The organism is Aciduliprofundum boonei T469, from assembly GCF_000025665.1.
GTDB classification, from domain to species: Archaea; Thermoplasmatota; Thermoplasmata; order Thermoplasmatales; family Aciduliprofundaceae; genus Aciduliprofundum; species Aciduliprofundum boonei.
Map to the genome: position 1 here is coordinate 926,198 of NC_013926.1, position 20,184 is coordinate 946,381.

Annotated in this window: 18 protein-coding genes, 2 tRNA genes and 1 rRNA gene; 13 read left to right on the forward strand and 8 right to left on the reverse strand. The window is 42.0% G+C overall.

Features of this window, described 5'->3' with window-relative positions; translation table 11 throughout:
* The first annotated feature begins 57 nt into the window (after positions 1–57).
* From ftsZ to ABOO_RS04870, 3 genes are read left to right on the forward strand one after another with little or no spacing between them, the layout of a single operon-like run.
* Positions 58–1,170 carry a cell division protein FtsZ gene (gene ftsZ / locus ABOO_RS04860; RefSeq protein WP_008084244.1) on the forward strand — a complete coding sequence of 371 codons (1,113 nt, stop codon included), beginning with the start codon at positions 58–60 and terminating at the stop codon, positions 1,168–1,170.
* Positions 1,157–1,783: a DUF973 family protein gene (locus ABOO_RS04865; protein ID WP_008084287.1), complete on the forward strand. Its 627-nt coding sequence runs from the start codon at positions 1,157–1,159 to the stop codon at positions 1,781–1,783. Before ftsZ ends, ABOO_RS04865 begins: the two co-directional genes overlap by 14 nt.
* 44 nt (positions 1,784–1,827) lie before the next feature.
* Positions 1,828–3,282, forward strand: coding sequence for an RtcB family protein (locus ABOO_RS04870; protein WP_008084301.1), 1,455 nt, complete (start codon positions 1,828–1,830; stop codon positions 3,280–3,282).
* Here ABOO_RS04870 and ABOO_RS04875 read toward each other — a convergent pair.
* Positions 3,279–4,445, reverse strand: coding sequence for an MFS transporter (locus ABOO_RS04875; protein WP_008084191.1), 1,167 nt, complete (start codon positions 4,443–4,445; stop codon positions 3,279–3,281). The genes ABOO_RS04870 and ABOO_RS04875 overlap by 4 nt on opposite strands.
* A gap of 72 nt (positions 4,446–4,517) precedes the next feature.
* Between ABOO_RS04875 and ABOO_RS04880 the strand changes: the two genes are divergently transcribed.
* Genes ABOO_RS04880 through citF form a run of 3 tightly spaced genes read left to right on the forward strand, consistent with a single transcriptional unit; the run spans position 4,518 to position 7,141 of the window.
* Complete coding sequence (locus ABOO_RS04880) at positions 4,518–4,760, forward strand: citrate lyase acyl carrier protein (protein WP_008084231.1); 243 nt, start codon at positions 4,518–4,520, stop codon at positions 4,758–4,760.
* A complete protein-coding gene (locus ABOO_RS04885; protein WP_012997276.1) occupies positions 4,757–5,605 on the forward strand; it encodes an HpcH/HpaI aldolase/citrate lyase family protein in 849 nt (282 codons plus the stop codon). Before ABOO_RS04880 ends, ABOO_RS04885 begins: the two co-directional genes overlap by 4 nt.
* Positions 5,606–7,141, forward strand: a complete 1,536-nt coding sequence (gene citF, locus ABOO_RS04890) for a citrate lyase subunit alpha (RefSeq protein WP_008084314.1) — start codon at positions 5,606–5,608, stop codon at positions 7,139–7,141. It abuts the gene before it with no gap.
* Between the two features lie 35 nt (positions 7,142–7,176).
* Here citF and rrf read toward each other — a convergent pair.
* The 7 genes from rrf to ABOO_RS04925 form a co-directional block, all read right to left on the reverse strand.
* Positions 7,177–7,299 (reverse strand): 5S ribosomal RNA (gene rrf / locus ABOO_RS04895).
* A gap of 37 nt (positions 7,300–7,336) precedes the next feature.
* Positions 7,337–7,894, reverse strand: a complete 558-nt coding sequence (locus ABOO_RS04900) for a TATA-box-binding protein (RefSeq protein WP_008084167.1) — start codon at positions 7,892–7,894, stop codon at positions 7,337–7,339.
* A gap of 155 nt (positions 7,895–8,049) precedes the next feature.
* Positions 8,050–8,122, reverse strand: a tRNA-Gly gene (locus ABOO_RS04905).
* A gap of 37 nt (positions 8,123–8,159) precedes the next feature.
* Positions 8,160–8,242: transfer RNA gene (locus ABOO_RS04910), tRNA-Ser, on the reverse strand.
* Positions 8,243–8,293: 51 nt separating this feature from the next.
* Positions 8,294–9,214, reverse strand: a complete 921-nt coding sequence (locus tag ABOO_RS04915) for a coiled-coil domain-containing protein (RefSeq protein WP_008084313.1) — start codon at positions 9,212–9,214, stop codon at positions 8,294–8,296.
* A 5-nt stretch (positions 9,215–9,219) separates the two neighbouring features.
* On the reverse strand, positions 9,220–9,597 hold the full coding sequence (locus ABOO_RS04920; RefSeq protein WP_012997278.1) for a hypothetical protein: 378 nt from the start codon (positions 9,595–9,597) through the stop codon (positions 9,220–9,222).
* Positions 9,598–9,632: 35 nt separating this feature from the next.
* Positions 9,633–10,457, reverse strand: a complete 825-nt coding sequence (locus tag ABOO_RS04925) for an isoaspartyl peptidase/L-asparaginase (RefSeq protein ID WP_008084233.1) — start codon at positions 10,455–10,457, stop codon at positions 9,633–9,635.
* 245 nt (positions 10,458–10,702) lie between these two features.
* Between ABOO_RS04925 and ABOO_RS04930 the strand changes: the two genes are divergently transcribed.
* The 7 genes from ABOO_RS04930 to ABOO_RS04960 are packed head-to-tail and all read left to right on the forward strand — an operon-like array spanning position 10,703 to position 20,183.
* Positions 10,703–11,104, forward strand: coding sequence for a 4Fe-4S dicluster domain-containing protein (locus ABOO_RS04930; protein ID WP_008084288.1), 402 nt, complete (start codon positions 10,703–10,705; stop codon positions 11,102–11,104).
* A gap of 9 nt (positions 11,105–11,113) precedes the next feature.
* The gene (locus ABOO_RS04935) at positions 11,114–12,004 is read left to right on the forward strand and encodes a CoB--CoM heterodisulfide reductase iron-sulfur subunit B family protein (RefSeq protein ID WP_008084237.1); all 891 of its coding nucleotides are present in this window, start codon (positions 11,114–11,116) and stop codon (positions 12,002–12,004) included.
* The gene (locus ABOO_RS04940; RefSeq protein ID WP_012997279.1) at positions 11,995–15,312 is read left to right on the forward strand and encodes an FAD-dependent oxidoreductase; all 3,318 of its coding nucleotides are present in this window, start codon (positions 11,995–11,997) and stop codon (positions 15,310–15,312) included. Before ABOO_RS04935 ends, ABOO_RS04940 begins: the two co-directional genes overlap by 10 nt.
* The gene (locus ABOO_RS04945; protein WP_012997280.1) at positions 15,313–17,859 is read left to right on the forward strand and encodes a 4Fe-4S dicluster domain-containing protein; all 2,547 of its coding nucleotides are present in this window, start codon (positions 15,313–15,315) and stop codon (positions 17,857–17,859) included. It abuts the gene before it with no gap.
* Positions 17,856–18,302 (forward strand): hydrogenase iron-sulfur subunit, encoded by a 447-nt coding sequence (locus ABOO_RS04950; RefSeq protein ID WP_008084198.1) that lies wholly within the window; start codon positions 17,856–17,858, stop codon positions 18,300–18,302. Before ABOO_RS04945 ends, ABOO_RS04950 begins: the two co-directional genes overlap by 4 nt.
* The gene (locus ABOO_RS04955; RefSeq protein ID WP_394294951.1) at positions 18,286–19,362 is read left to right on the forward strand and encodes a ferredoxin family protein; all 1,077 of its coding nucleotides are present in this window, start codon (positions 18,286–18,288) and stop codon (positions 19,360–19,362) included. Before ABOO_RS04950 ends, ABOO_RS04955 begins: the two co-directional genes overlap by 17 nt.
* Positions 19,362–20,183, forward strand: a complete 822-nt coding sequence (locus tag ABOO_RS04960) for a 4Fe-4S dicluster domain-containing protein (protein WP_012997282.1) — start codon at positions 19,362–19,364, stop codon at positions 20,181–20,183. Before ABOO_RS04955 ends, ABOO_RS04960 begins: the two co-directional genes overlap by 1 nt.
* Position 20,184: the final 1 nt, after the last annotated feature.

A 20,184-nucleotide genomic window follows, 5' to 3' on the forward strand; every position in this document is an offset into this window, starting at 1 on the left:
TAATCTATCTAAAACTTTTTATATGTAGAATTTCATACACATTTAGGGTGATGATAGATGAAATCTCTCATTAAGGAAGCTTTGGCTAGGGCAGAAGTGAAAGCTGAAGAGCCAAAGAATGTTGTGATTGAAACTCAGGATGATAAAGAGCTTGAAGAGATGCTTAAGAGTTTGAAAACGAATATTAAGATTGTCGGTTGCGGTGGTGGCGGAAGCAACACAATAAATCGCATTATGGAAGAAGGTATATATGGAAATGTTGAGCTCATAGCTGCTAACACAGATGCTCAGCATTTGTTAATAACTAAAGCGCATCGTAAAGTTCTATTAGGAAAGAGGATAACAAGGGGTTTGGGTGCAGGGGCGTTGCCCCAGATGGGCATGGAGGCGGCTAGAGAAGTAGAGGATAAGATAAGAGATGTGCTGCAAGGCGCAGATATGGTATTCATAACCTGTGGTTTGGGAGGAGGTACGGGCACAGGTAGTGCCCCGGTTGTTGCTCAAATTGCAAAAGAGCTTGGAGCTTTAACGATTGCCATATGCTCACTCCCTTTCAAAGCTGAGGGAAGAATGAGAGAGGAGAATGCAGAGTGGGGCTTGGATAAATTAAGGGAGACAGCAGATACTGTAATTACCATACCAAATGATAAGCTCTTGGAACTCGTTCCAAGATTGCCTCTAAATCAGGCGTTCAAGTTTGCAGATGAGGTTCTAATGCGTGCCATAAAGGGATTAACAGAGATGATAACCAAGCCTGGATTGGTTAATTTAGATTTCAATGATTTAAAAACCGTTATGAAAGGTGGCGGCGTGGCCATGATAGGTCTCGGAGAGAGCGAAGGAGCAGGTGAAGAAAGAGCGTTGGAGGCCTTGGAGGATGCTATTAATTCTCCATTATTAGAAGTTGACATTTCAACTGCAACGGGAATTCTTGTAAATGTGGTTGGCTCGCCTGATATGACAATAAGTGAGGCAGAGAGAGCCGTAGAAGAGTTGCACAAGAAAGTGGCAAAGAATGCAAGGATTATCTGGGGCTGTGCGATAGACCCAACATACGAGCGCAGAATATCAGTGCTTGTTGTTGCCACGGGAGTAAAGAGCAAGCAAATATTGGGAAAAGTGACTGCAGAAGAGCTTAGAAGGCAGTATGGTGTAGATGTCATTAGATGATGATAAAGAAGCTTTTCGTAATTTTTCCAAAGCATTTCTTATAAATTTTATTTTTGGGCTCATTAATGTGATTTTCATAGTGATTATGGTGGCTTGGGCTATATCTGCCACAGTGATGCCCATGGGGGGTGGTGAAGTAGAGCCCACAGGGCCAATATACGCATTTTTCATCCCTTCAGTGATTTTATCTTTGATAGGAAACATAATTTTCGTCTATTATCTTTGGCATGGATTCAAAATTATGGAAACTGTTATGCCAAATGTATCTATTGGAAAAATAGGAGCATTACTTCTCTTATTTAGCTCCTTCTCCTTACCCATTATATTTCCAATTTTTTGGGGTGCGCCATCACCTAATTTTCAATCACCAGTTGCTTATTTTGGATTATTTTCAATATTTGGTGTTGTTGGATTGATTGGGATTATACTACTCGTTATTGCTATTTATCGCATAGGTGAAAAGTACGATAATACAACTATAAAAGTTGGAGCGATAATATATATTTTCTTATCATTCATAGCAGCCATAGTTCTTTATTTTGGATTCAAAGAACTTGAGAATAGGAAATCAGGGAAGAATTCAGTAATTCTGCCTCCCCAGCCCCCATGGTGATAAGTTTAAATAGTAATTATCAATCTTCACTTCGGTGATAGATTATGTGGAACGGGCCTATTAAAAAAGTTGATTCTTTTCGCTGGGAGATACCAAGGAGTTATAAGCAAGGCATGCGCGTTCCCGGTGTAATATACGCTTCACAGCATATGATTGAGCAGATAAAGAGAGACAACGCACCTGAGCAAGTTGCTAATGTTGCCACGCTTCCGGGAATAGTCAAAGCAAGTATGGCTATGCCAGATATCCACTGGGGCTACGGATTTCCCATCGGAGGAGTAGCTGCATTTGATGCAGAGGAAGGGATTATCTCACCTGGGGGTGTAGGCTACGATATAAACTGTGGTGTTAGATTGCTGACAACTAATTTAGACGAGAAGGATGTGAGGCCCAAGTTAAAAGAGCTTGTTGATAATATATTTATGAATGTTCCTTCAGGCGTTGGTGAAAAGGGCAAGTTAAGGTTAAATTTTGGAGAATTAAATAAGGTTCTTGATTTTGGAGCCAAGTGGGCCGTTGAGAATGGCTATGGCTGGGAAGAGGATTTGGAGAGATTGGAAGAGGGGGGAAGCATTAAATTTGCAGACCATACAAAAGTTAGTGATAAGGCAAAAAAGAGAGGAGCACCGCAACTTGGAACTTTGGGGGCAGGAAATCATTTCTTAGAAGTGCAAAGAGTTGAAAAGATTTTCTTGCCAGAGATTGCCAAGAAATTTGGTATAACCCATGAAGGACAAATTACAGTTATGATTCACACGGGCTCCAGGGGTCTAGGACATCAAGTTGCCAGTGATTACATACGGGTTATGGAGCAAGCTGCAAGAAAGTACGGGATAAAATTGGTAGATCCTCAGCTAGCATGCGCGCCTGTAAAGAGTAAAGAGGCAGAAGATTACTTCGCTGCCATGAGCGCTGCAGCTAATTTTGGATTTACAAACAGACAACTTATAACCCACTGGGTTCGCGAGTCCTTTGGCAAGGTTTTTGGAGAGGATCCTGAAGATTTGGGTATGCATCTCGTTTATGGTGTCGCGCACAATATTGCGAAGTTGGAGGAGCATATTGTTGACGGAAAGAGAATGAAGGTGTATGTGCATAGGAAGGGCGCAACGAGGGCTTTTGCAGCAGGAAGAGAGGAATTGTCACAGTTATACAGGGATGTTGGCCAACCTGTTCTCATTCCCGGGGATATGGGTACTAGCTCTTATGTGCTTGTAGGCACACAGAAGGCGATGGAAGAGACCTTTGGCTCAACATGCCATGGAGCAGGCCGAGTCATGAGCCGCCACGCTGCATTGCGCAAATTTAGGGGCGAGGAGATTAAGAGAGAATTGTGGGAAAAGAAGCACATATATGTGAGAAGCGCAAGCAATCGCGTAGCAGCAGAAGAAGCGCCAGATGCTTACAAGGATGTCAACGAAGTAGTCCGTGCTGTAGAAGGAGCAGGTATATCTCGCATAGTTGCAAAGATGGTGCCCCTAGGCGTTGTAAAGGGTTAATTCTTTGCTACTAATTTTAGAGATAGAGCGGTCATCATTCCTAGGAGGGAGGATATTAAGAGAGGCGAGAAAGAGCCAAAAAAAGTGATTGTTACCCCGATGATAAAAGCAATGGGTATTCCTACCAGTCGATTTATTGATTGAATGCTGGAGAATATTGTACCCCTATATTTTTTTGGAATATTTCTTTGAAGTATGGGTTTAAAACTCATATGCCAGAGGGGCCAAGCCAGAGATAGTAGGGAGTAAAGGAGTATAAATATCCATATATTTTCCAATCCCTTAAAATGCAGGACGAAGAGCAGGAAACTCAGTACTGTCAGGGAGAGCATGGCAATATACGGCATCTTTGGAAAATGCTCTTTTGGGATGTGGGCTTTTAAGAATCCCGAGGAGAGGCCAAAGAGGTTATCGATTATGGAGAGAAGTACTATTATTGATAGTCCATATCCGAAATGGTTTATGATGATATTGTCTAAAGTTATATCGTATAGAAAATATGCCTGAAGATAAGCGAGGATTGATACCAACACGATACCGATTAGACCTTTTGGAATTTTTATTTTCTCCCTTTCGGTGTATGTGGGCATATCTGGAAGTGCGAAGTAAATATAAGATATGAAAAGCGGAGCAGCCAACCCAAGCGCTATGTAGTACCATCTTGCAGCTTCCACACTTGGTATGAGTGAAAAGTAGACGAAAGCAGCAAGATAAGTTAAAATACCCGCGGCGGATGGTACTATCCAGTGCCATATGTATGCTTCTTCAAGCAAATCTTTTGGATAGAGCTCTTTCTCGTAAACATTGGAGGCAAAGGTAAAGAGCATGGCTGTGGAGAATATCACTCTTCCCGCAAATATCCAGAGTCCGTTTTTGGCCAGTCCGAATATTACGAATGCTACTCCAATTAAAGCTTCAGTGGTTATCATATAATATTTTGCATTTATTTTCTTATCTGAGAGATGTCCAAGGATTGGAAGAAGAATGGCTGTGAGGAGAGAAGCCCCACTAACTACCGAGCCAACATACATGGGCGAATAGCCAAGGAGAAAGAGATAGGCGTTGAATATTACGAACCCTATTATCCCTGGCTGCGCTATTGCGTAATAAATTATGAGCCGCCTTGCATCCTTTGGTAGGGAATTAAAAGGGGCTATTCTCACGCAGGTAAATTCGGATATGCCTATTTATATGTTAATCCTCACTTTTTTATATCCTTTTGTCATTTCCTAAATATGATTGAGGCAGGTACGCATGAAAAGGGCGATGTTTTTGTGAGCATAGAGGAAGGTAAGAGGGAAGTTATTGTCAAAAGCAAACTCGAGAGGTTGTATGGGGATGCTATTAGAGAAACAGTTGAAGAGGTAACGAGGGGAATAGAAGCAAAGATAGTTGTTGAAGACCTTGGGGCTTTGGACTGGGTTCTCCGTGCCAGGTTAGAGGCAGCCATAAGAAAGTATGGGGGTGAAAAGATATGAAACTTCGAAGAACTCGTTTATATATCCCTGGAAACAATCCACATCTTGTTGAAAATGCTGGGTTGTATGGTGCGGATGCTGTCATTCTTGATCTTGAAGATTCTGTGCCAATAACCCAAAAATTTGATGCAAGAATATTGGTGAAATATTCCCTTCAGAATGTCGATTTTGGAAAGAGCGAGAAATGGGTCAGAATAAATGGAATTGATACTCCATACTGGAAAAAGGACTTAGAGGAGATATTGCCATATTGCGATGTTATAAATCTCCCCAAGGTTGAAAGCTTGGAGGATGTCAATGCTGCTGACCAGGAGATGAGTTTGATTGAAGATGATAATGGGTTAGAGCCAAGAAAGCTCGTGCCTATTATTGAGACTGTCAGGGGATTAAAGAATGCAAGGGACATTGCAACTCATCCTCGTGTTGTCGCTCTTGCTTGGGGTGGCGAAGATTTAACTGCAGATTTAGGAATACCGAGGAAGAAGGCTTTAATTCTTGATTATGTTCGCGCTGAAATAGTTTTAGCTGCTAAGGCAGAAAAGAAGCAGGCTTTAGACACTGTATTTAGCAATGTTAAGGACACGGAGGGTTTATTCAACTACGCTCAGCGTGCCAGGTACATGGGATTTGATGGGATAGGTGTGATTCATCCAAACCAAATTGAAGTAGTGCACAGGGCCTTTAAACCAACGGATGAAGAGATAGAAGAGGCAAGGAGAATAATTGAGGCAGCTAAGGAAGCTGAGAGGGAAGGTAAAGCTGTGATTTCTCTAAATGGAAGGATGATAGACCCGCCTGTTGTAGAAAGAGCAAGGAAAATTTTGGCTCTTGCGGAGGTGGATTAAATGCCAATAAATGCGGTAGGTCGTGAGGTACCAAGTGAGATAAACGGGCAAAGGTTCAAGCCATTTGCAGGAGATTTGAAAACTCCTCCAGAAGGAAGGCGTGCAGGTTCTCTTATAAGAATGGCTCCAAGAAGCAGAAGTAAGGTTGTAAATTCATTGGAGGAAGTAATCAAAAAGGTTGGGTTGGAGGATGGAATGACCGTGAGCTTCCATCATCACCTTCGCAACGGGGATTTCGTTGTGAATATGGTTATGGAGACAATAAGGAAGATGGGAATAAAGGATATCCGTGTATTTCCAACTGCGTTATTTCCCGTTCACGAGCCCTTAGTGCCCATGCTCACCGATGGAACCATAAGGAGAATAGAGGGAAGTATGAATGGACCATTGGGTGAGGCAACAAGCTATGGAGTTATGCGTGAAACAGCAGTGCTTCGCTCCCATAGTGGAAGGGTTCGAGCCGTGGAAAGCGAAGAGGTGCATATTGATGTTGCTTTTATAGCCGCTCCTACTGCAGACCCTTACGGAAATTTAAATGGCGTTGATGGTCCTTCTGCCTGTGGACCTTTGGCGTACGGAATGGTGGATGCTTACCATGCTGATCACACTGTTGCAATAACTGATCATCTCGTACCTTACCCTGCTCATCCAATAAGCATATTCCAGCATCAGATTGATTATGTGGTGCCTGTGGATAGGATAGGAGACCCGCAGGGAATAATGTCAGGAACTCTGCGCATAACTACATCTCCATCAAGGTTAAAAATTGCAAGATATGCCTTGGAAGTTATAGATAGAGTGGCTTTGAGAGATGGCTTTTCTTTCCAAGCGGGAGCTGGAGGAATATCTTTGGCAGTTACGAAATTCCTTGGAGATTTGATGCGTAAAAGAGGAATAAAAGCATCTTTTATCAATGGGGGAGTTACAAAATATGTGGTGGACATGCTCCATGAAGGCCTTGTGGATGTTGTATTTGATGGGCAGGCCTTTGACTTGGATGCAGTAAAGTCTCTAAAAGAGGATAAAAACCATATAGAAACTCCACTTGCAATGTATGGTAATCCGTATTCTTCTGGTGGAATAGTGAATATGCTTGATGTAGGGGTTCTAGGAGCTACAGAAGTAGACATAGATTTCAATGTGAATGTGAATACCCACAGTGATGGCTTGCTTCTTCACGGCATAGGGGGGCATCAGGAAGTTGCTGCTGGTTCTGCTTTGACAATAATAACTGTACCATTGTACAGATATCGGGTTCCCGTGATTCGTGAGAGAGTTACCACGGTGACCACTCCTGGAGAGGTTGTTGATGTGGTGGTAACAGAACATGGCATAGCAATAAATCCAAAAAGAGATGATATAATTGAGGCAATGCGCGGCAGTAAGGTACCTATATGGGATATCCAAGATCTGCAGAAGAAAGCATATCAAATTTGCGGAAAGCCTCAGGAGCCTAAAACCACAGATGACATAATAGCAGCAATACTCTGGCGTGATGGCACTATTATCGATGTTGTTTATAAGGTCAAAAAATAATTTTTAATTTAATTTTTTAGATAAATTGGATAAGATGGTGACAGCGAACCGTGCTTCCCGGGAGCTCGCGCATCCCAGTACGCACACGGTACGCGGGCGGGCTTAACTGCCGGGTTCGGAATGAGACCGGGTGTTTCCCCGCCGCTATGACCGTCACCAACCCCTGTATTATGGCTGTATATTTAATTCTTTCGCTTAGATTAGCCCTACATTCTCGAGCTCTTTTTTGAGCTTCTTTATTGCTTCTACGATCTCTTCTTTCTTCTTTGCACCTGTGCACACCACTTTGCCAGATCCAAAGAGAAGGAGCACAACTTTTGGCTCATCAATACGATACACCAATCCTGGGAATTGTTCTGGCTCGTACTCTACATTTTCCAGTCCGAGGGACATTGCTATATCCGTTAAATTCAGCTCCACTCCCAAATCATACACAGCCACAATGTTCTGCACAACGATTTTTGGATTGTCATATACTTCAATGCCCGCAGCTTTCAATTTATCCACTAATATTTTTATGGTTTTTTCAACTCTCTCAATATCCTTTGCTCCAGTACAATTAACCTTTCCACTTCTGAAAATGAGAACGGCAGTTTTTGGTTCAGGAAGACGGTAAATCAATCCTGGAAACTGTTCTGGTTCGTACTCAGCGCCATCTAATGCAAGGGCAATCTTGCTTAAATCCAGCTTATCTGCAAGTGAGGTAGAAGCCACTATATTCTCTATTTGCACTTTCTCCATCTCATCCTCCATTTAAATCACCTTTAAATAGGGTTATGGGCAGGTTATATATAAACACTTCACAAAGCTATGATGTACATCCTTCCCTTTAACTCAATGAGTTTTTTTGGGAGGAAAAGCTCCTTCTTTCCGGGTAAAGCCGCTTTCTTTCTAAGAAAGGGGCTTAATGCGGGTGCCGGGATTTGAACCCGGGGCAAAGCCGTGGCAGGGCCTCGTGTTACCAGGCTACACCACACCCGCGCATTTGGGTGATATGATATCCAATATATAAGCGTAGCGCCGAGGGGGAGATTTGAACTCCCGAGGGCAGAGCCCAGTGGATCTCGAATCCACCGCCTTGCCTGGCTAGGCTACCTCGGCTCGCAAAAGGATTGATATTCCGTATTTAGATTTTTCTTCAAATAAAAAATGTTAAATTTTTGCTCTTAGAGACGCTATATCCTTGAGGAGCTCTTCTTTTTGTTTGGTTAGTTCTTTGATTCTTGTATTTAGGAACTTTATTTCACTCTGTAACTCTTCTATCTCTTTCTCGAAATCCCTCAGTTTTTTCTCTTTCCTCTTATTTTCTTCCATAAGCCTGTCTATTTCTTTCTTGCTTGCTTGAAGTTTTTCTTCCCTCTCTACGAGTAGTCTTTGATAACCTGCCAACTCTTTTTCTTTTGTTATTAATTCCTTCTCCCAGTTCTTTAGCTTTTCCTCATACTCTGAATATTGTGCCCTCTTCTTCACTTCCAACTCATCAAGCTCTTTCAAGAGCAACTCTTTCTTTTTCTCAAGCTCAGCAATCTCCTCTTCTTTGCTTTCTATATTTCTCGCCCTTAACTCGAGAGTATTTTTGAGATGCTCTATAGCTTTCTCTCTCTTAGAAAGCTCTACCTCTTCTTTCTTCTTTTCTTCATCCCACTTCTTGCGCTCTTCATCCCATTTGCTAATAATCTCCATTAAGCTTGATGTTTTATCTTCTACCTTTTTTAGAGAGTTTTTACTTTGCTCAATTAGGTTATTTAGTTCTTTTTCTCTTTCCTCTAAAGCTTTTTCTTTATCATCAATATTTTTCTCTCTCTCCAGAAGGGTATTTTCCACATCTTTTAATTTATCAATCATTGAATCAATAGTAGATATCTTTTCAAACAGTTTTGATATTTTATCTTCCTTCTCCTCTATCTTCTTTTCTCTATCCTCAATTTCTTTATGCTTCTCAATTATCCCATCAATTTTTTCAAGGGCATCCTCTATTTTTTTATTTAATGTTGAATATTTCTTCATTAGCTCACTTATTTCCCTTTCATTCTCATACTCTGATTTTTTAGACCCACCAAAAAGCTTGCTCATGGTTTTCACCTCCTCAAGCTATCTTCTAATTCTAAGAGCATAAATCTCATCTTAGAAATGTATGCCCTCAAATCTTCTTCAAATGCATCTAATCTTTTGTCTATATCAGCCAGTTTGTTGAGCTTGCTTAAACTCTTATCTATAGAATCTTCAAGCTTTTTGCTCACATTTTTTGTGCTATCTTCAAAATTTGAGATTATTTGAAAAGATGCAGTATTCAATTTTGCAGGCAAGGTATCAAGAATATCCTCTATATCACTTAATGTCTGAACCTTCTTATCTATCTCTTTCTGTCTTTTTAAAATAATATCCACCTTCTCATTTATTTCGTTAATCTGCTGCTTTAGAGATTCAATTTCTCTGAGTATATCGCTCTTCCCCATGTTATAGAGATAGAGTGCAAAGAATTTAAATTTTTTCACTCTTTTTTGATCGCATAGGGCATAGTAAGGTTTGATAGTGCACATTCAGATTCTTTATCAATTGCTATTATGCCTACGGGTATATCACCGAATCTCTCAAGTTCCTCTTTGCAAATTTCTTCCAATGGCATCTCACCTATTCTGTTGTACACATTTATTGAGAGCATTCTCTTTATTATTTCTTCACCTATACCTGTGGCTACTACAGCTCCCTTTTCTCCGCAGTATATGCCAGCACCAGGGATTGGAGAATCACCTACTCTGCCTCGAAGGGTTAAGCTAGTTCCTCCTGTGGATACTGCAGCAGCAAAATCCCCATTGATTCTAGCTACCGCTCCAACGGTGTCTCCCAAGAATTCAAGGAAAAATTCAGGATGATAGTACTCTGGTATTCCCCCATTTTTCAATTTTTTCAATATTCTCTCTCTCTTAGTTCTTGCCTTCTCTGTGGATGGGTCGTAGGATTCATACCCCATTTTTCGAGCAAATTCTATTGCCCCATCTCCTGCCAAAATCAAGTGAGGGGATTTGAGCATAACATCCCTTGCAACGAGCACAGGATTCCTAACATTTTCTATATTTATCACAGCTCCGAATTTTCCAGGTACCATCACGGCAGCATCCATCTGAATGCTTCCATCCAATCTCATATTGCTTCCTGTACCTGCATTGAATAAAGGGTCATCTTCCATAAGTACAACCGCTTTTACTACTGCATTAAGTGCATTTTTTTCTTTGAATGCAATATCTGCAAATTCTTCCACTTTTATTCTCAATTCACTCTTATTTGAGGCACCGCCATGGAGCACAAGAGAATTCATAGATAGAGAATGTTGAGAATGCTTATAATTTTTATCTTCTCAATGCCAAATCTTATATCCATAAAATTGTATTATCACTTTTGTATTTATTAACGATATGTGGTGCATTACCTTAATCATTTTACGAATATCGGCTAAAATCCGTTGAAATATAAAATTTTATGTTTTATTCTTCAACATCTTACAAAAAATCTTTATATTAAAAGAATCATCGGGGTTCATCTTCCGTTAATGGAGGCTTTATGATGAAATACACAATAAAGGAGGATCCTCATAAAAACGAGTTGGTTCAGAAAGTTATGGAAATAAGCGGTGAAAACATTTTCTCCTGCTATCAGTGCGGTCGGTGTTCATCTGGCTGTCCAATGGCCGAGTTTATGGATGTCTTGCCCAACCAAGTTTTTATGTTCCTGCAGGAAGGGGATGTAGATACCCTATTGAATGCAAAGACGCCTTGGATCTGTGCTGCCTGTTTTACCTGCACAGTTCGCTGCCCTGTTGGCTTAGATTTGGCGGCTGTGATGGAAGCGATTCGCGAGTTGCAGCTTAGAAAGAATTACGATTATGTAGATCCATACAAAGTTGAGGATCGTGAAGAATTGCCACCAATCGCTCTGGTGAGTAATTTCAGAAAATTCACGCCTTGAGGTGAAAGAATGGGAAAGAAAATTATGTTTTATCCGGGATGTACATTAAAGGGAGTGGCAAAGAATTTGGAAGATAGCACTGTTGAAAGTGCAAGAGTTCTTGGATACGATTTCATAGAACTCCCTGGGTGGACTTGCTGTGGCGCTGTGTATGGACTTGCACAGGATAGTGTTAAATTCACAATTGCCAATGTTCGCAATCTTATAAAGGCTCAGAATTATGGGAAAGAGATAGACGATAATCGCTTGGTTGCTGTTTGCTCAATGTGTTACAACAATTTGAGGAGAGCGCACATAGATGTGATGAAAAATCGAGATAAGTTAGAAACTCTTGATCTTTTTATGGATGAGGAAGCCAATTATGAAGGAAACATAAATGTTCTCCATTATCTTCAATTTTTGAAGGATGATGTGGGCTTTGATAAAATTGCAGAGAAGGTTAAAAAGCCGCTGAAGGGCTTGAAGGTTGCACCTTATTATGGATGCTTACTCCTTCGTCCAGAAGAGATAGCCATAGATGACAGGGAGGATCCTCATATTTTGGAGGATCTCTTGAAAATATTGGGTGCGGAGGTTGTGGATTATCCTCTCAAGAATGAATGCTGTGGCTCTTACCATACAGTAGACAAAAAGGAAATTGTTAGTGAGAGAACATATAAGTTGGTAAGTGTTGCGAAGGAGATGGGTGCAGATGTTATAGCAACCTCCTGCCCATTGTGCTTCTTCAATCTTGATAAGAGGCAGGAGATCGCTAAGAATAAGCATAATGACTTTGAGTATATGCCAATTGTTTATTTCACCCAGCTAATGGCCATAGCCTTTGGCTTGACATCGCAGGATGTGCTTCATTTTGATAAACATTATATATCCCCTGAGGAGGTGCTTAAGAAATGGCTATGAAAAGAATTGGTGTATTTATATGCCACTGCGGTCGCAACATTGCGGGTACTGTAGATGTTAAGCGCGTTGCTGAGGAGATAGGAAAAAGAGAGGATGTTGCTTTTTCAACAACTTATGTTTTTATGTGCTCTCAACCTGGTCAGAAACTCATTGAAGATTCGATTAAGAAATACAATTTAGATGGTGTTGTTGTTGCAAACTGTTCTCCCACTTTGCACGAAAGAACAATGCGCAATGCAGCTGCCAGAGCTGGGTTAAATCCCTATCGTGTGGAGATTGCAAATATTAGAGAGTGGGCTGCTTGGCCTCATGAGGATAATCCTGAAGCTGCTACTCGCAAGGCGATAAGAATTATTAATGCAACTATAGAGAAGTTGAAAGCCAACGCATCTCTGCATCCCCTTGAGGTTCCTGTTAAGAAGAGGGCCCTAGTCATCGGTGGAGGAGTTGCTGGAATGCAGGCAGCCCTTGATTTGGCGGATGCAGGAATTGAAACCGTTGTGGTTGAGAGAGAGCCATCTCTCGGGGGAAATATGATAAGATTGAGTGAAACCTTCCCGACCTTGGATTGTCCCCAGTGTATTCTCACGCCTAAGATGAATGATGTTGGAGGACATCCAAATATCAAGCTTTACACTTATAGTGAAGTTGAAGAGATAGAGGGCTATCTGGGCAATTTCAAGGTAAAGATAAAGAGAAAATCGCCTTTTATTGACTGGGATAAGTGTACAGGTTGCGGTGAGTGTGCAAAGGTGTGTCCAACAGTTTTGCCTAGCGATTTTGATTTGAAAATGGCTACTCGTAAAGCTACCCACATACCCTTTGATCAGGCTGTACCTTTCAAATACACAATTACATACAATGGTGTTCCACCCTGTAATGCTGCTTGCCCCCTGCATCTTGATGCCCAGGGTTATGTAGCCGCTGCCAAGGCTGGAAGATTTGACCGCTCAATAGATGTTGTTTGGGAAAAACTTCCATTTGCTGGCATAGCCGGTAGAATTTGTACACATCCTTGTGAAAGTGCCTGCTCTCGCGGTGATATAGATAAACCAGTTGGTATAAGAGAAATAAAGAGATTCGTTGCAGATTGGGCGGTGAAGAATAAGAGAAAGTACATTCTCCATGTGAAGGAGGAGAAGGATAAGAGTGTGGCTGTTATAGGTGCAGGTGCTGCGGGTCTTATGGCTGCACATGACTTGAGAGAGATGGGCTATAAAGTTACCGTTTACGATAAATTGCCCGTGGTTGGTGGTATGCTTGCAGTTGGAATCCCGCCATATCGCTTACCTCAGGAGGTTATAGATTACGAGGTTCAGCCATTAATTGATGCGGGTGTGGAATTCGTATTAAATTACGAAGTTAACGAGAAGAATTTTGAAGAGATAAGAAAGAAGCATGATGCCGTTATAATAGCTATAGGTACTCATAAAGAGAGACACCTTGGCATTCCCGGCGAGGAGAAAGCAATGCATGCGTTAGAACTTTTGAGAAAGGTAAATCTGGGAGAGGAAGTTGATCTCAAAGGTAAGAAAGTTGTGGTTATTGGAGGAGGCAATAGCGCCGTTGATGCTTCTCGCACTGCTTTGAGGCTTGGTGCTGATGTTACCATAGCATATAGGAGAACTCGCACAGAGATGCCTGCCATACCTGAGGAGATTGTGGATGCTGAGGAAGAGGGCGTGAAGTTCAAGTTCCTCGTATCGCCAGCTGAAATTTTGGATGGCAAGATAAAACTTGAAAAGATGAAGCTCGGAGAGAAAGATGCCAGTGGAAGAAGAAAGCCCATTCCCACGGGTGAGTATGAGTTGATGGATGCTGATGTAGTTGTACTTGCAGTTGGTGAACTTCCAGATGCTTCTTGGGCGGAGAAGTTGGGTATTGAAGTTGATAGGAATAGGATAAAGACCAATAAATTTATGCAAACATCTATAGAGAATGTATTTGCTGCAGGAGATGCTGTAACAGGAGCTTGGGACTGGGTACATGCAGCCGCTTACGGTAGATGGGCAGCGAAGAATGTGGCACATTATCTTGAAGGAGAGGATATGGAAGAAGTTAAAATTGAAATGTCCTCCAGTTTGAAAGGATATAGGGAGTTGGCTTATCCTGCTCCAAGGCATGAGACAAAGAAGCTTGATATGGAGGAAAGAAAGAGCACATTTAAAGAATTCAATCTTGGATATGCAGATGAGGATGTTGTAGATGAGGCAAAGCGCTGTCTTGGGTGCGGTGGTTGTGCCAAGTGTGGTCTATGCGTAGAAGTTTGCGAAGCAAAGGCAATTGATTTACATATGCAAGATTGGTATGTTGAGGAGGAAGTTGGAGCAATAATAGTTGCCACTGGCTACGAGGTTATGCCTGCAGAGGCGTTTCCAGAACTTGGTGGGAAGTATCCAGATGTTATAACTTCTCTGCAGTTTGAAAGATTATTGGCTCCATCAGGGCCTACTGAGGGAATTCCCAGGAGGCCATCCGATGGGAAGATTCCAAAGAGCATCGCGTTGGTGCACTGTGTTGGTTCAAGAGATCCCCAGAATGGCGTGCCCTATTGCTCAAGGATATGCTGTATGTACACCATAAAGCAGGGTATGCTGGTTAAGCATGCTATGCCCGATGTGGCAGTTTATGATTTCTACATTGACATTCGCTCTAATGGAAAGGGCTATGAGGAATTCTATCATCGTGCCAAGGAAGAGTACGGGGTGAATTTCATTCGTGGCAAAGTTTCCAAGGTGTACAAGGTTGGAGATAAGTACAGGGTACAGGGGGTTGATACCCTTACCGGAAGGATAATAGAAGTTGATGTTGATATGGTTATTCTTGCAACAGCTGCAAAAGGCTCATCAGGAGTGAAAGAGTTAGCAAAGAAATTGCGTATTCCTTACGATGAATGGGGCTGGTTAAAAGAGACTCATCTCAAACTCAAGCCATTGGAGACTCCAGTGGGCGGTGTATTCATAGCCGGTGCTGCCCAGTTTATAAAGGATATTACAGATAGCGTGTCTCAGGGAAGTGGTGCAGCCGCCAAGGCTATGGCTCTCCTTTCCAAGCCTGAATTGGAGAAGGAGCCACTATTGGCAAGGGTGGATACTGAGATATGTGCCGGCTGCGGTCGCTGTAAAGATCAGTGCGCCTATGGCGCGATAACTATAGATCCTGTGAGGCATGTTGCTATGGTAAATGAAGCACTGTGCGAAGGATGTGGTGCTTGCAGCGCAAACTGCCCAACCACTGCAATTCAAGTTGTGAATTTCAAGAAGGGTCAAGTTATTCGCGCTGTGGATGTGCTTGCGGAGGTGTTCTAAATGGGAAAGGTACTCATATATGGACTCAGCCTTGCATCTTATCGTGCTGCTGCCAATTTCGCTCGGGCAGGGCACAAAGTAATATTGCTAAATCGTGGAGAGTTTATATGGCACAAATTTACCCAGATGCAGTGGCAGAATCCCCGTGACATAATAAATGGATATTCTAAAGGCATCTTGCTTAATGTTGCAAATATGACAGGAAATATAGAGGTTTATCATAACTCTGAGTTACTGGGGGTGGAAGGAGGCCCTGGAAATTTTAAGGCGAGATTTAAGCACAGGCCACAGAGTGTAAATGAGTTCAAATGTATAGGTTGTGATTTATGCCATGAGAAATGTGATGTCAAGTTCATTCCTATGCCCCTTGGTCCAGGAATGAGAATAATCAAGAATGCAGAAGAGTGTTTGGATGTGTGTCCAGTAAAAGCCATTCAAATTCCTAAAGAAGAAGAGAAAGAGGAGAAAGTGGATGCTGTTATACTCTCTCCAGAATACGAGCCTGAGGATATAAAGAAATATGTTGGGGATAAGAAGTTCACCATGCCTTTCAGAGATTTTGCCTTCATGTTCAGGGGTAAGGGTGTAGAAAAGCAGTTCTTGAAGAGAGAAGACGGCAAAACTCCAGAATCTCTTGGATTTTTCATACCCGCAGGATTTGAAGGATACCTCGGCTCTTATGAGGAGCATGTGATAGTATTCCGAGAGGCATTGAACATGAAGGAGATGGACCCAAGTTTGGATGTTCACATATTCATGAAAGAAGTCCGTCTTTACGGCCATAATCAGATGGCTTTATACGATAAAGCGATAGAAAAGGGAATAAATGTGCATATTATAGATGAATTGAACATAGAGGAGAAGGACGATTATCTTGTGGTGAATGATGTTAATATAGATTTGCTCGTTGTTATGCCTGGTCAAAAGATACCTGAGGATTGGAAGAATCTTGCTCAGAATCTTGGTTTAGAGACAGAGCATGGATTTGCAGTTACTAAGCCATTCACATTTGAAACCACGAAAGATGGAATATTTGCCATTGGTGAGTTTGTGAAGCCCGTTGGTAGTGCCGAAGCCATATACCAAGGCACAGCAATAGTGCCTCAGGCAGAGAAGTATCTCAAACCGCCAGAGGAGCCACCGAAGAGAGAAGAAGTTGAATGGCTCCGTGATGATTTCAATCCAAAGGTTGGAGTGTTCATGTGCAGGTGCGCTCTTGGAAATCTAAATCCAAAAGTGGATGCAGATTATGTCATAGAAAAAGATTATCTTTGCTTGCATCCAGAGGATATTGTAAAAGAAATAAAAGAGAAGGGCATAAATCGTGTTGTGTTTGCTGCATGTAGCCCTGCTTTGAGAGGTGCTATGTTAGAAATGGTTGCTTCTCAGGCAGGTATTCATCCCTCGTATGTAGAGCTTGTACAACTCAGGGAATATGTATCTAGGGTTGGAGGAGATGATAGAAAAGCAAGTGCAATGATCAATGGCGCAGTGGCTAAATCTAAAGCAAGTTATTTTGTGGATATACCAACGAGTGCCGTAACCAAGGGAGTTGCCATAATAGGAGGAGGACTTGCATCTCTAATTGCGGCAGATTATCTAGCTGAGAAAGTTCCTCTCGTTTATATCATAACTAAAGAGTTTGATACACCTCATAATGCTACGGGTGTGAAGGGTAATGTTCTCCATATAAGCGATGATGAGTTGAACTCTTGGTACAATTCTCTTAAAGATAGGGTTCTTAAGAGAGCCAAGTGGATAAAGGAGGATGTAGAGAGTATTGATGGATACCTCGGCAATTTCGTACTTAAGGCGGGAGAGGAAGAAATAAAGGCAGGAGTGCTAATAATAGCCACAGGTGGAGATGTTGTAGAAGGAGGAGAGCATATAACCTCCCGTATGGAAGGGAATACCCTCCACTCATCTCTTGCCTCTCTTTATGCAAAGAGGAAAGGTGTCTCCGGAACATATGATTTAATGAAATCCTACTCCTTGCTTGATGTTGAGCCCCCAGAGGCAAAGCGTGGTGAGGGAGAGCCGATAGCATATGTGAAACCAAGGGAGATTAACAAGAAGATTGCAGAGATGCTGGGCATGAGGATAGATAAGGAGGGATTCTTGTTCTTTGCTGAAGAGCCCAGGGAATGGGTTGAGCGTGTTGGCATACAGTTTACACTTCTTGAAGATGCCTTTGGAGGAATTTTTGTAGCTGGACTTGCCCATAGGCCAATGAGCATTGAGGAAGAGGTTGAAGAGGCAGGTTTTGCAGCTCAAAGCGCTATTTATTTAATGAATGATAGGCCATCTCCAGCAGGAAAGTTTGTAAGCGTGACGAATCCCAGGAGATGCGCTGGATGTGGAATATGCGTAGATGCCTGTTTTGCAGGCGCAAGGTATATTGATGAGGAGGATCATATTGCCAAGGTCAGAACCGAGCTTTGCGTGGGCTGTGCTGCATGTGCAAATGCATGCCCAAGCGGGGCTGCGGTTGTCATGCCGTATAATCCAAATGGAGTGTTTAAAATGTTAAAGGAGGTAGTAAAATGAGTGAAGAAAAATTTGAACCAGTGATTGTAGGATTCTTCTGTAACTGGTGTACATCCGCAGCTGCGGATCTAGCAGGTACTTCTAGATTGCATTATCCAGCGAATATAAGACCAATAAGGGTGATGTGCTCCTCGACCGTTGACCCTGTGTATCTGGTGAGGGCTTTACAGGAGGGTGCTGATGCCACTATACTCGGTGGTTGCCATCCTGGAGATTGCCACTACATAACTGGTAATTACAAAGCAAGGAGGAGAGTTGCAATAGTGAAAACCGTTCTAAAATCTCTGGGATTTGATGATACAAGGGTTCTTCTAGAGTGGATATCTGGAAGCGAGGGTCCCAAGTTTGCGAGGGTTATGAATGAATACACAGATTATATAAAGAAGAGGGGCCCCTCGGACTTCAAGTACCTTGATTCTCTTGGAGGTGAAGAAATTGAATGAGAATGAAATGCTTAAAAAATTCATAAAGGACGCTTTTGATAAGGGTCTAATTGAAGCTGTTATGGCTCCTTCTGCCACAAAAGATTCGTACAGTTATGCTTTAATAACCAAGAAGGAAGATGTTGATAAATTAACGCCCATAGCTCCTGTAATGCAGTGGAGTGGGGCTGATATGATTCGCAGAATTACAAGATTGAAGAAATCTGAGAGGAAATTGCTTGCAATTTTAAGACCTTGTGAGTCTAGAACCTATAAGGAACTCGTTAAGTTCAATCAGATAAATCCTGAGAACATAATAGTTTTGACTTATGATTGCCCTGGCACCGTTCATGCTAGAAATTTCAAGTATGAGCCCATGACTTCAGAAAAGCTTATTGAAGAGATGAAGAATGGAAATATAAGTAGCAAGATTCGCGAGTCTTGTAAAGTTTGCGAGTATCCTACACCAATTAAAGGAGTTGGAGACATAGGATTGGGTATTGTGAATACCGATGAACCTGTGTTTTTCTCTCTCAGTGAGAACGGCAAGGAGTTCTTGGCAAATATGGGCATACAGGAGGGAGAGAGGGATGATACTCAGTGGGTCAAGATACACAGGGAGAACAGGGAGAAATGGTTAAAAGAGGAGCGCATTACAGGAGGTCGCAAAGGTTTAGAAGATTTCTTATCTTCTTGCTTGAATTGTCATAACTGCAAAGATATGTGTCCAATATGCTTCTGTAAAGAATGTTTCTTCGAGGATCACAGCGTTTTCGATTATGAATCAAATAAGTTTTACAACTGGGCCGATGATAAGGATGGTATAAGACTGCCCACGGATAAATCTCTCTTCCACATTGGAAGGTTAATACACATGGGTACATCCTGCGTTGGTTGTGGTCTTTGTCAGCAGGCATGTCCTATGGATATTCCATTATACAGGCTATTTGGAATAGTTGGCAATGATCTCCAGAAAGTGTTTAACTATAAACCTGGCGTTAATGATGATCTTCCTCCAGTTATGGAATTCCGTGAGGATGAATTGCATGAGTTTGAAGGCCTCTTTGGGGGTGAGGAGTAATGGGTAAGAAGGTTGAGATATTGGATGTGGATAGCAAGCAAATAATGGATGATATAAGGAAAGCGGCCTCACCACCTGAGGAAGTGGAACACTGGGTTACTATATATGTTATGGGAAAACCGTATAGGGTTCCTGCAGGTTTGACTATAATGAAGGCCTTAGAATATGCAGGTTATCGCTTTATTAGAAGTTCTGGATGTCGTGCTGGATTCTGCGGTGCCTGCGCAACAGTTTATAGGAAAAAGGGAGAGTATAGGTTTAGAACTGCCTTGGCTTGTCAGACTACAGTAGAAGACGAGATGTACCTTGCTCAGATTCCTTTTGTGCCTGCAAACAAGGCGAAATATAATATAGATGAGATTGAACCAGGACCAACTACACTCTTGGAATATTATCCTGAAATTGCTCGCTGTGTATCCTGCAACACATGTACCAAGGCCTGCCCCCAAGAGCTGGATGTTATGTACTATATCCAGTATGGTATCCGTGGCGATATTGCCAAGGTTGCTGAGCTGAGCTTTGACTGTATTCAGTGTGGTTTGTGTACATTGAGATGTCCTGCCGAGATTCAGCACTATCATATGGCCCAGCTAGCAAGGAGATTATACGGCAAGTACTATCAGCCTAAGAGTCCATGGCTAAAGAGAAGGCTCAAGGAGATCGATAGTGGAATGTATGAGAAAGCTTATGAGAATATCAAGAAGTTGAGGGAAGATCCAGAGGCAATTAAGGCCCTGTATTACAAGATTCTCAACGAAGGAAGGGAGAGGGAAGAGAAGTTGATTGAAGATCCCTTGGATTTTATTAAAGGAGAGGATTAAA

Coding starts and splice junctions, on each gene's coding strand:
- ABOO_RS04935 (WP_008084237.1), top strand. CDS start 11,114: ATGGGAAAGAAAATTATGTTTTATCCGGGATGTACATTAAAGGGAGTG.
- ABOO_RS04900 (WP_008084167.1), bottom strand. CDS start 7,894: ATGGAGGATGAGATGGAGAAAGTGCAAATAGAGAATATAGTGGCTTCT.
- ABOO_RS04865 (WP_008084287.1), top strand. CDS start 1,157: ATGTCATTAGATGATGATAAAGAAGCTTTTCGTAATTTTTCCAAAGCA.
- ABOO_RS04885 (WP_012997276.1), top strand. CDS start 4,757: ATGAAACTTCGAAGAACTCGTTTATATATCCCTGGAAACAATCCACAT.
- ABOO_RS04880 (WP_008084231.1), top strand. CDS start 4,518: ATGATTGAGGCAGGTACGCATGAAAAGGGCGATGTTTTTGTGAGCATA.
- ABOO_RS04925 (WP_008084233.1), bottom strand. CDS start 10,457: ATGAATTCTCTTGTGCTCCATGGCGGTGCCTCAAATAAGAGTGAATTG.
- citF (WP_008084314.1), top strand. CDS start 5,606: ATGCCAATAAATGCGGTAGGTCGTGAGGTACCAAGTGAGATAAACGGG.
- ABOO_RS04950 (WP_008084198.1), top strand. CDS start 17,856: ATGAGTGAAGAAAAATTTGAACCAGTGATTGTAGGATTCTTCTGTAAC.
- ABOO_RS04930 (WP_008084288.1), top strand. CDS start 10,703: ATGAAATACACAATAAAGGAGGATCCTCATAAAAACGAGTTGGTTCAG.
- ABOO_RS04940 (WP_012997279.1), top strand. CDS start 11,995: ATGGCTATGAAAAGAATTGGTGTATTTATATGCCACTGCGGTCGCAAC.
- ABOO_RS04920 (WP_012997278.1), bottom strand. CDS start 9,597: ATGGGGAAGAGCGATATACTCAGAGAAATTGAATCTCTAAAGCAGCAG.
- ftsZ (WP_008084244.1), top strand. CDS start 58: ATGAAATCTCTCATTAAGGAAGCTTTGGCTAGGGCAGAAGTGAAAGCT.
- ABOO_RS04960 (WP_012997282.1), top strand. CDS start 19,362: ATGGGTAAGAAGGTTGAGATATTGGATGTGGATAGCAAGCAAATAATG.
- ABOO_RS04870 (WP_008084301.1), top strand. CDS start 1,828: ATGTGGAACGGGCCTATTAAAAAAGTTGATTCTTTTCGCTGGGAGATA.
- ABOO_RS04915 (WP_008084313.1), bottom strand. CDS start 9,214: ATGAGCAAGCTTTTTGGTGGGTCTAAAAAATCAGAGTATGAGAATGAA.
- ABOO_RS04945 (WP_012997280.1), top strand. CDS start 15,313: ATGGGAAAGGTACTCATATATGGACTCAGCCTTGCATCTTATCGTGCT.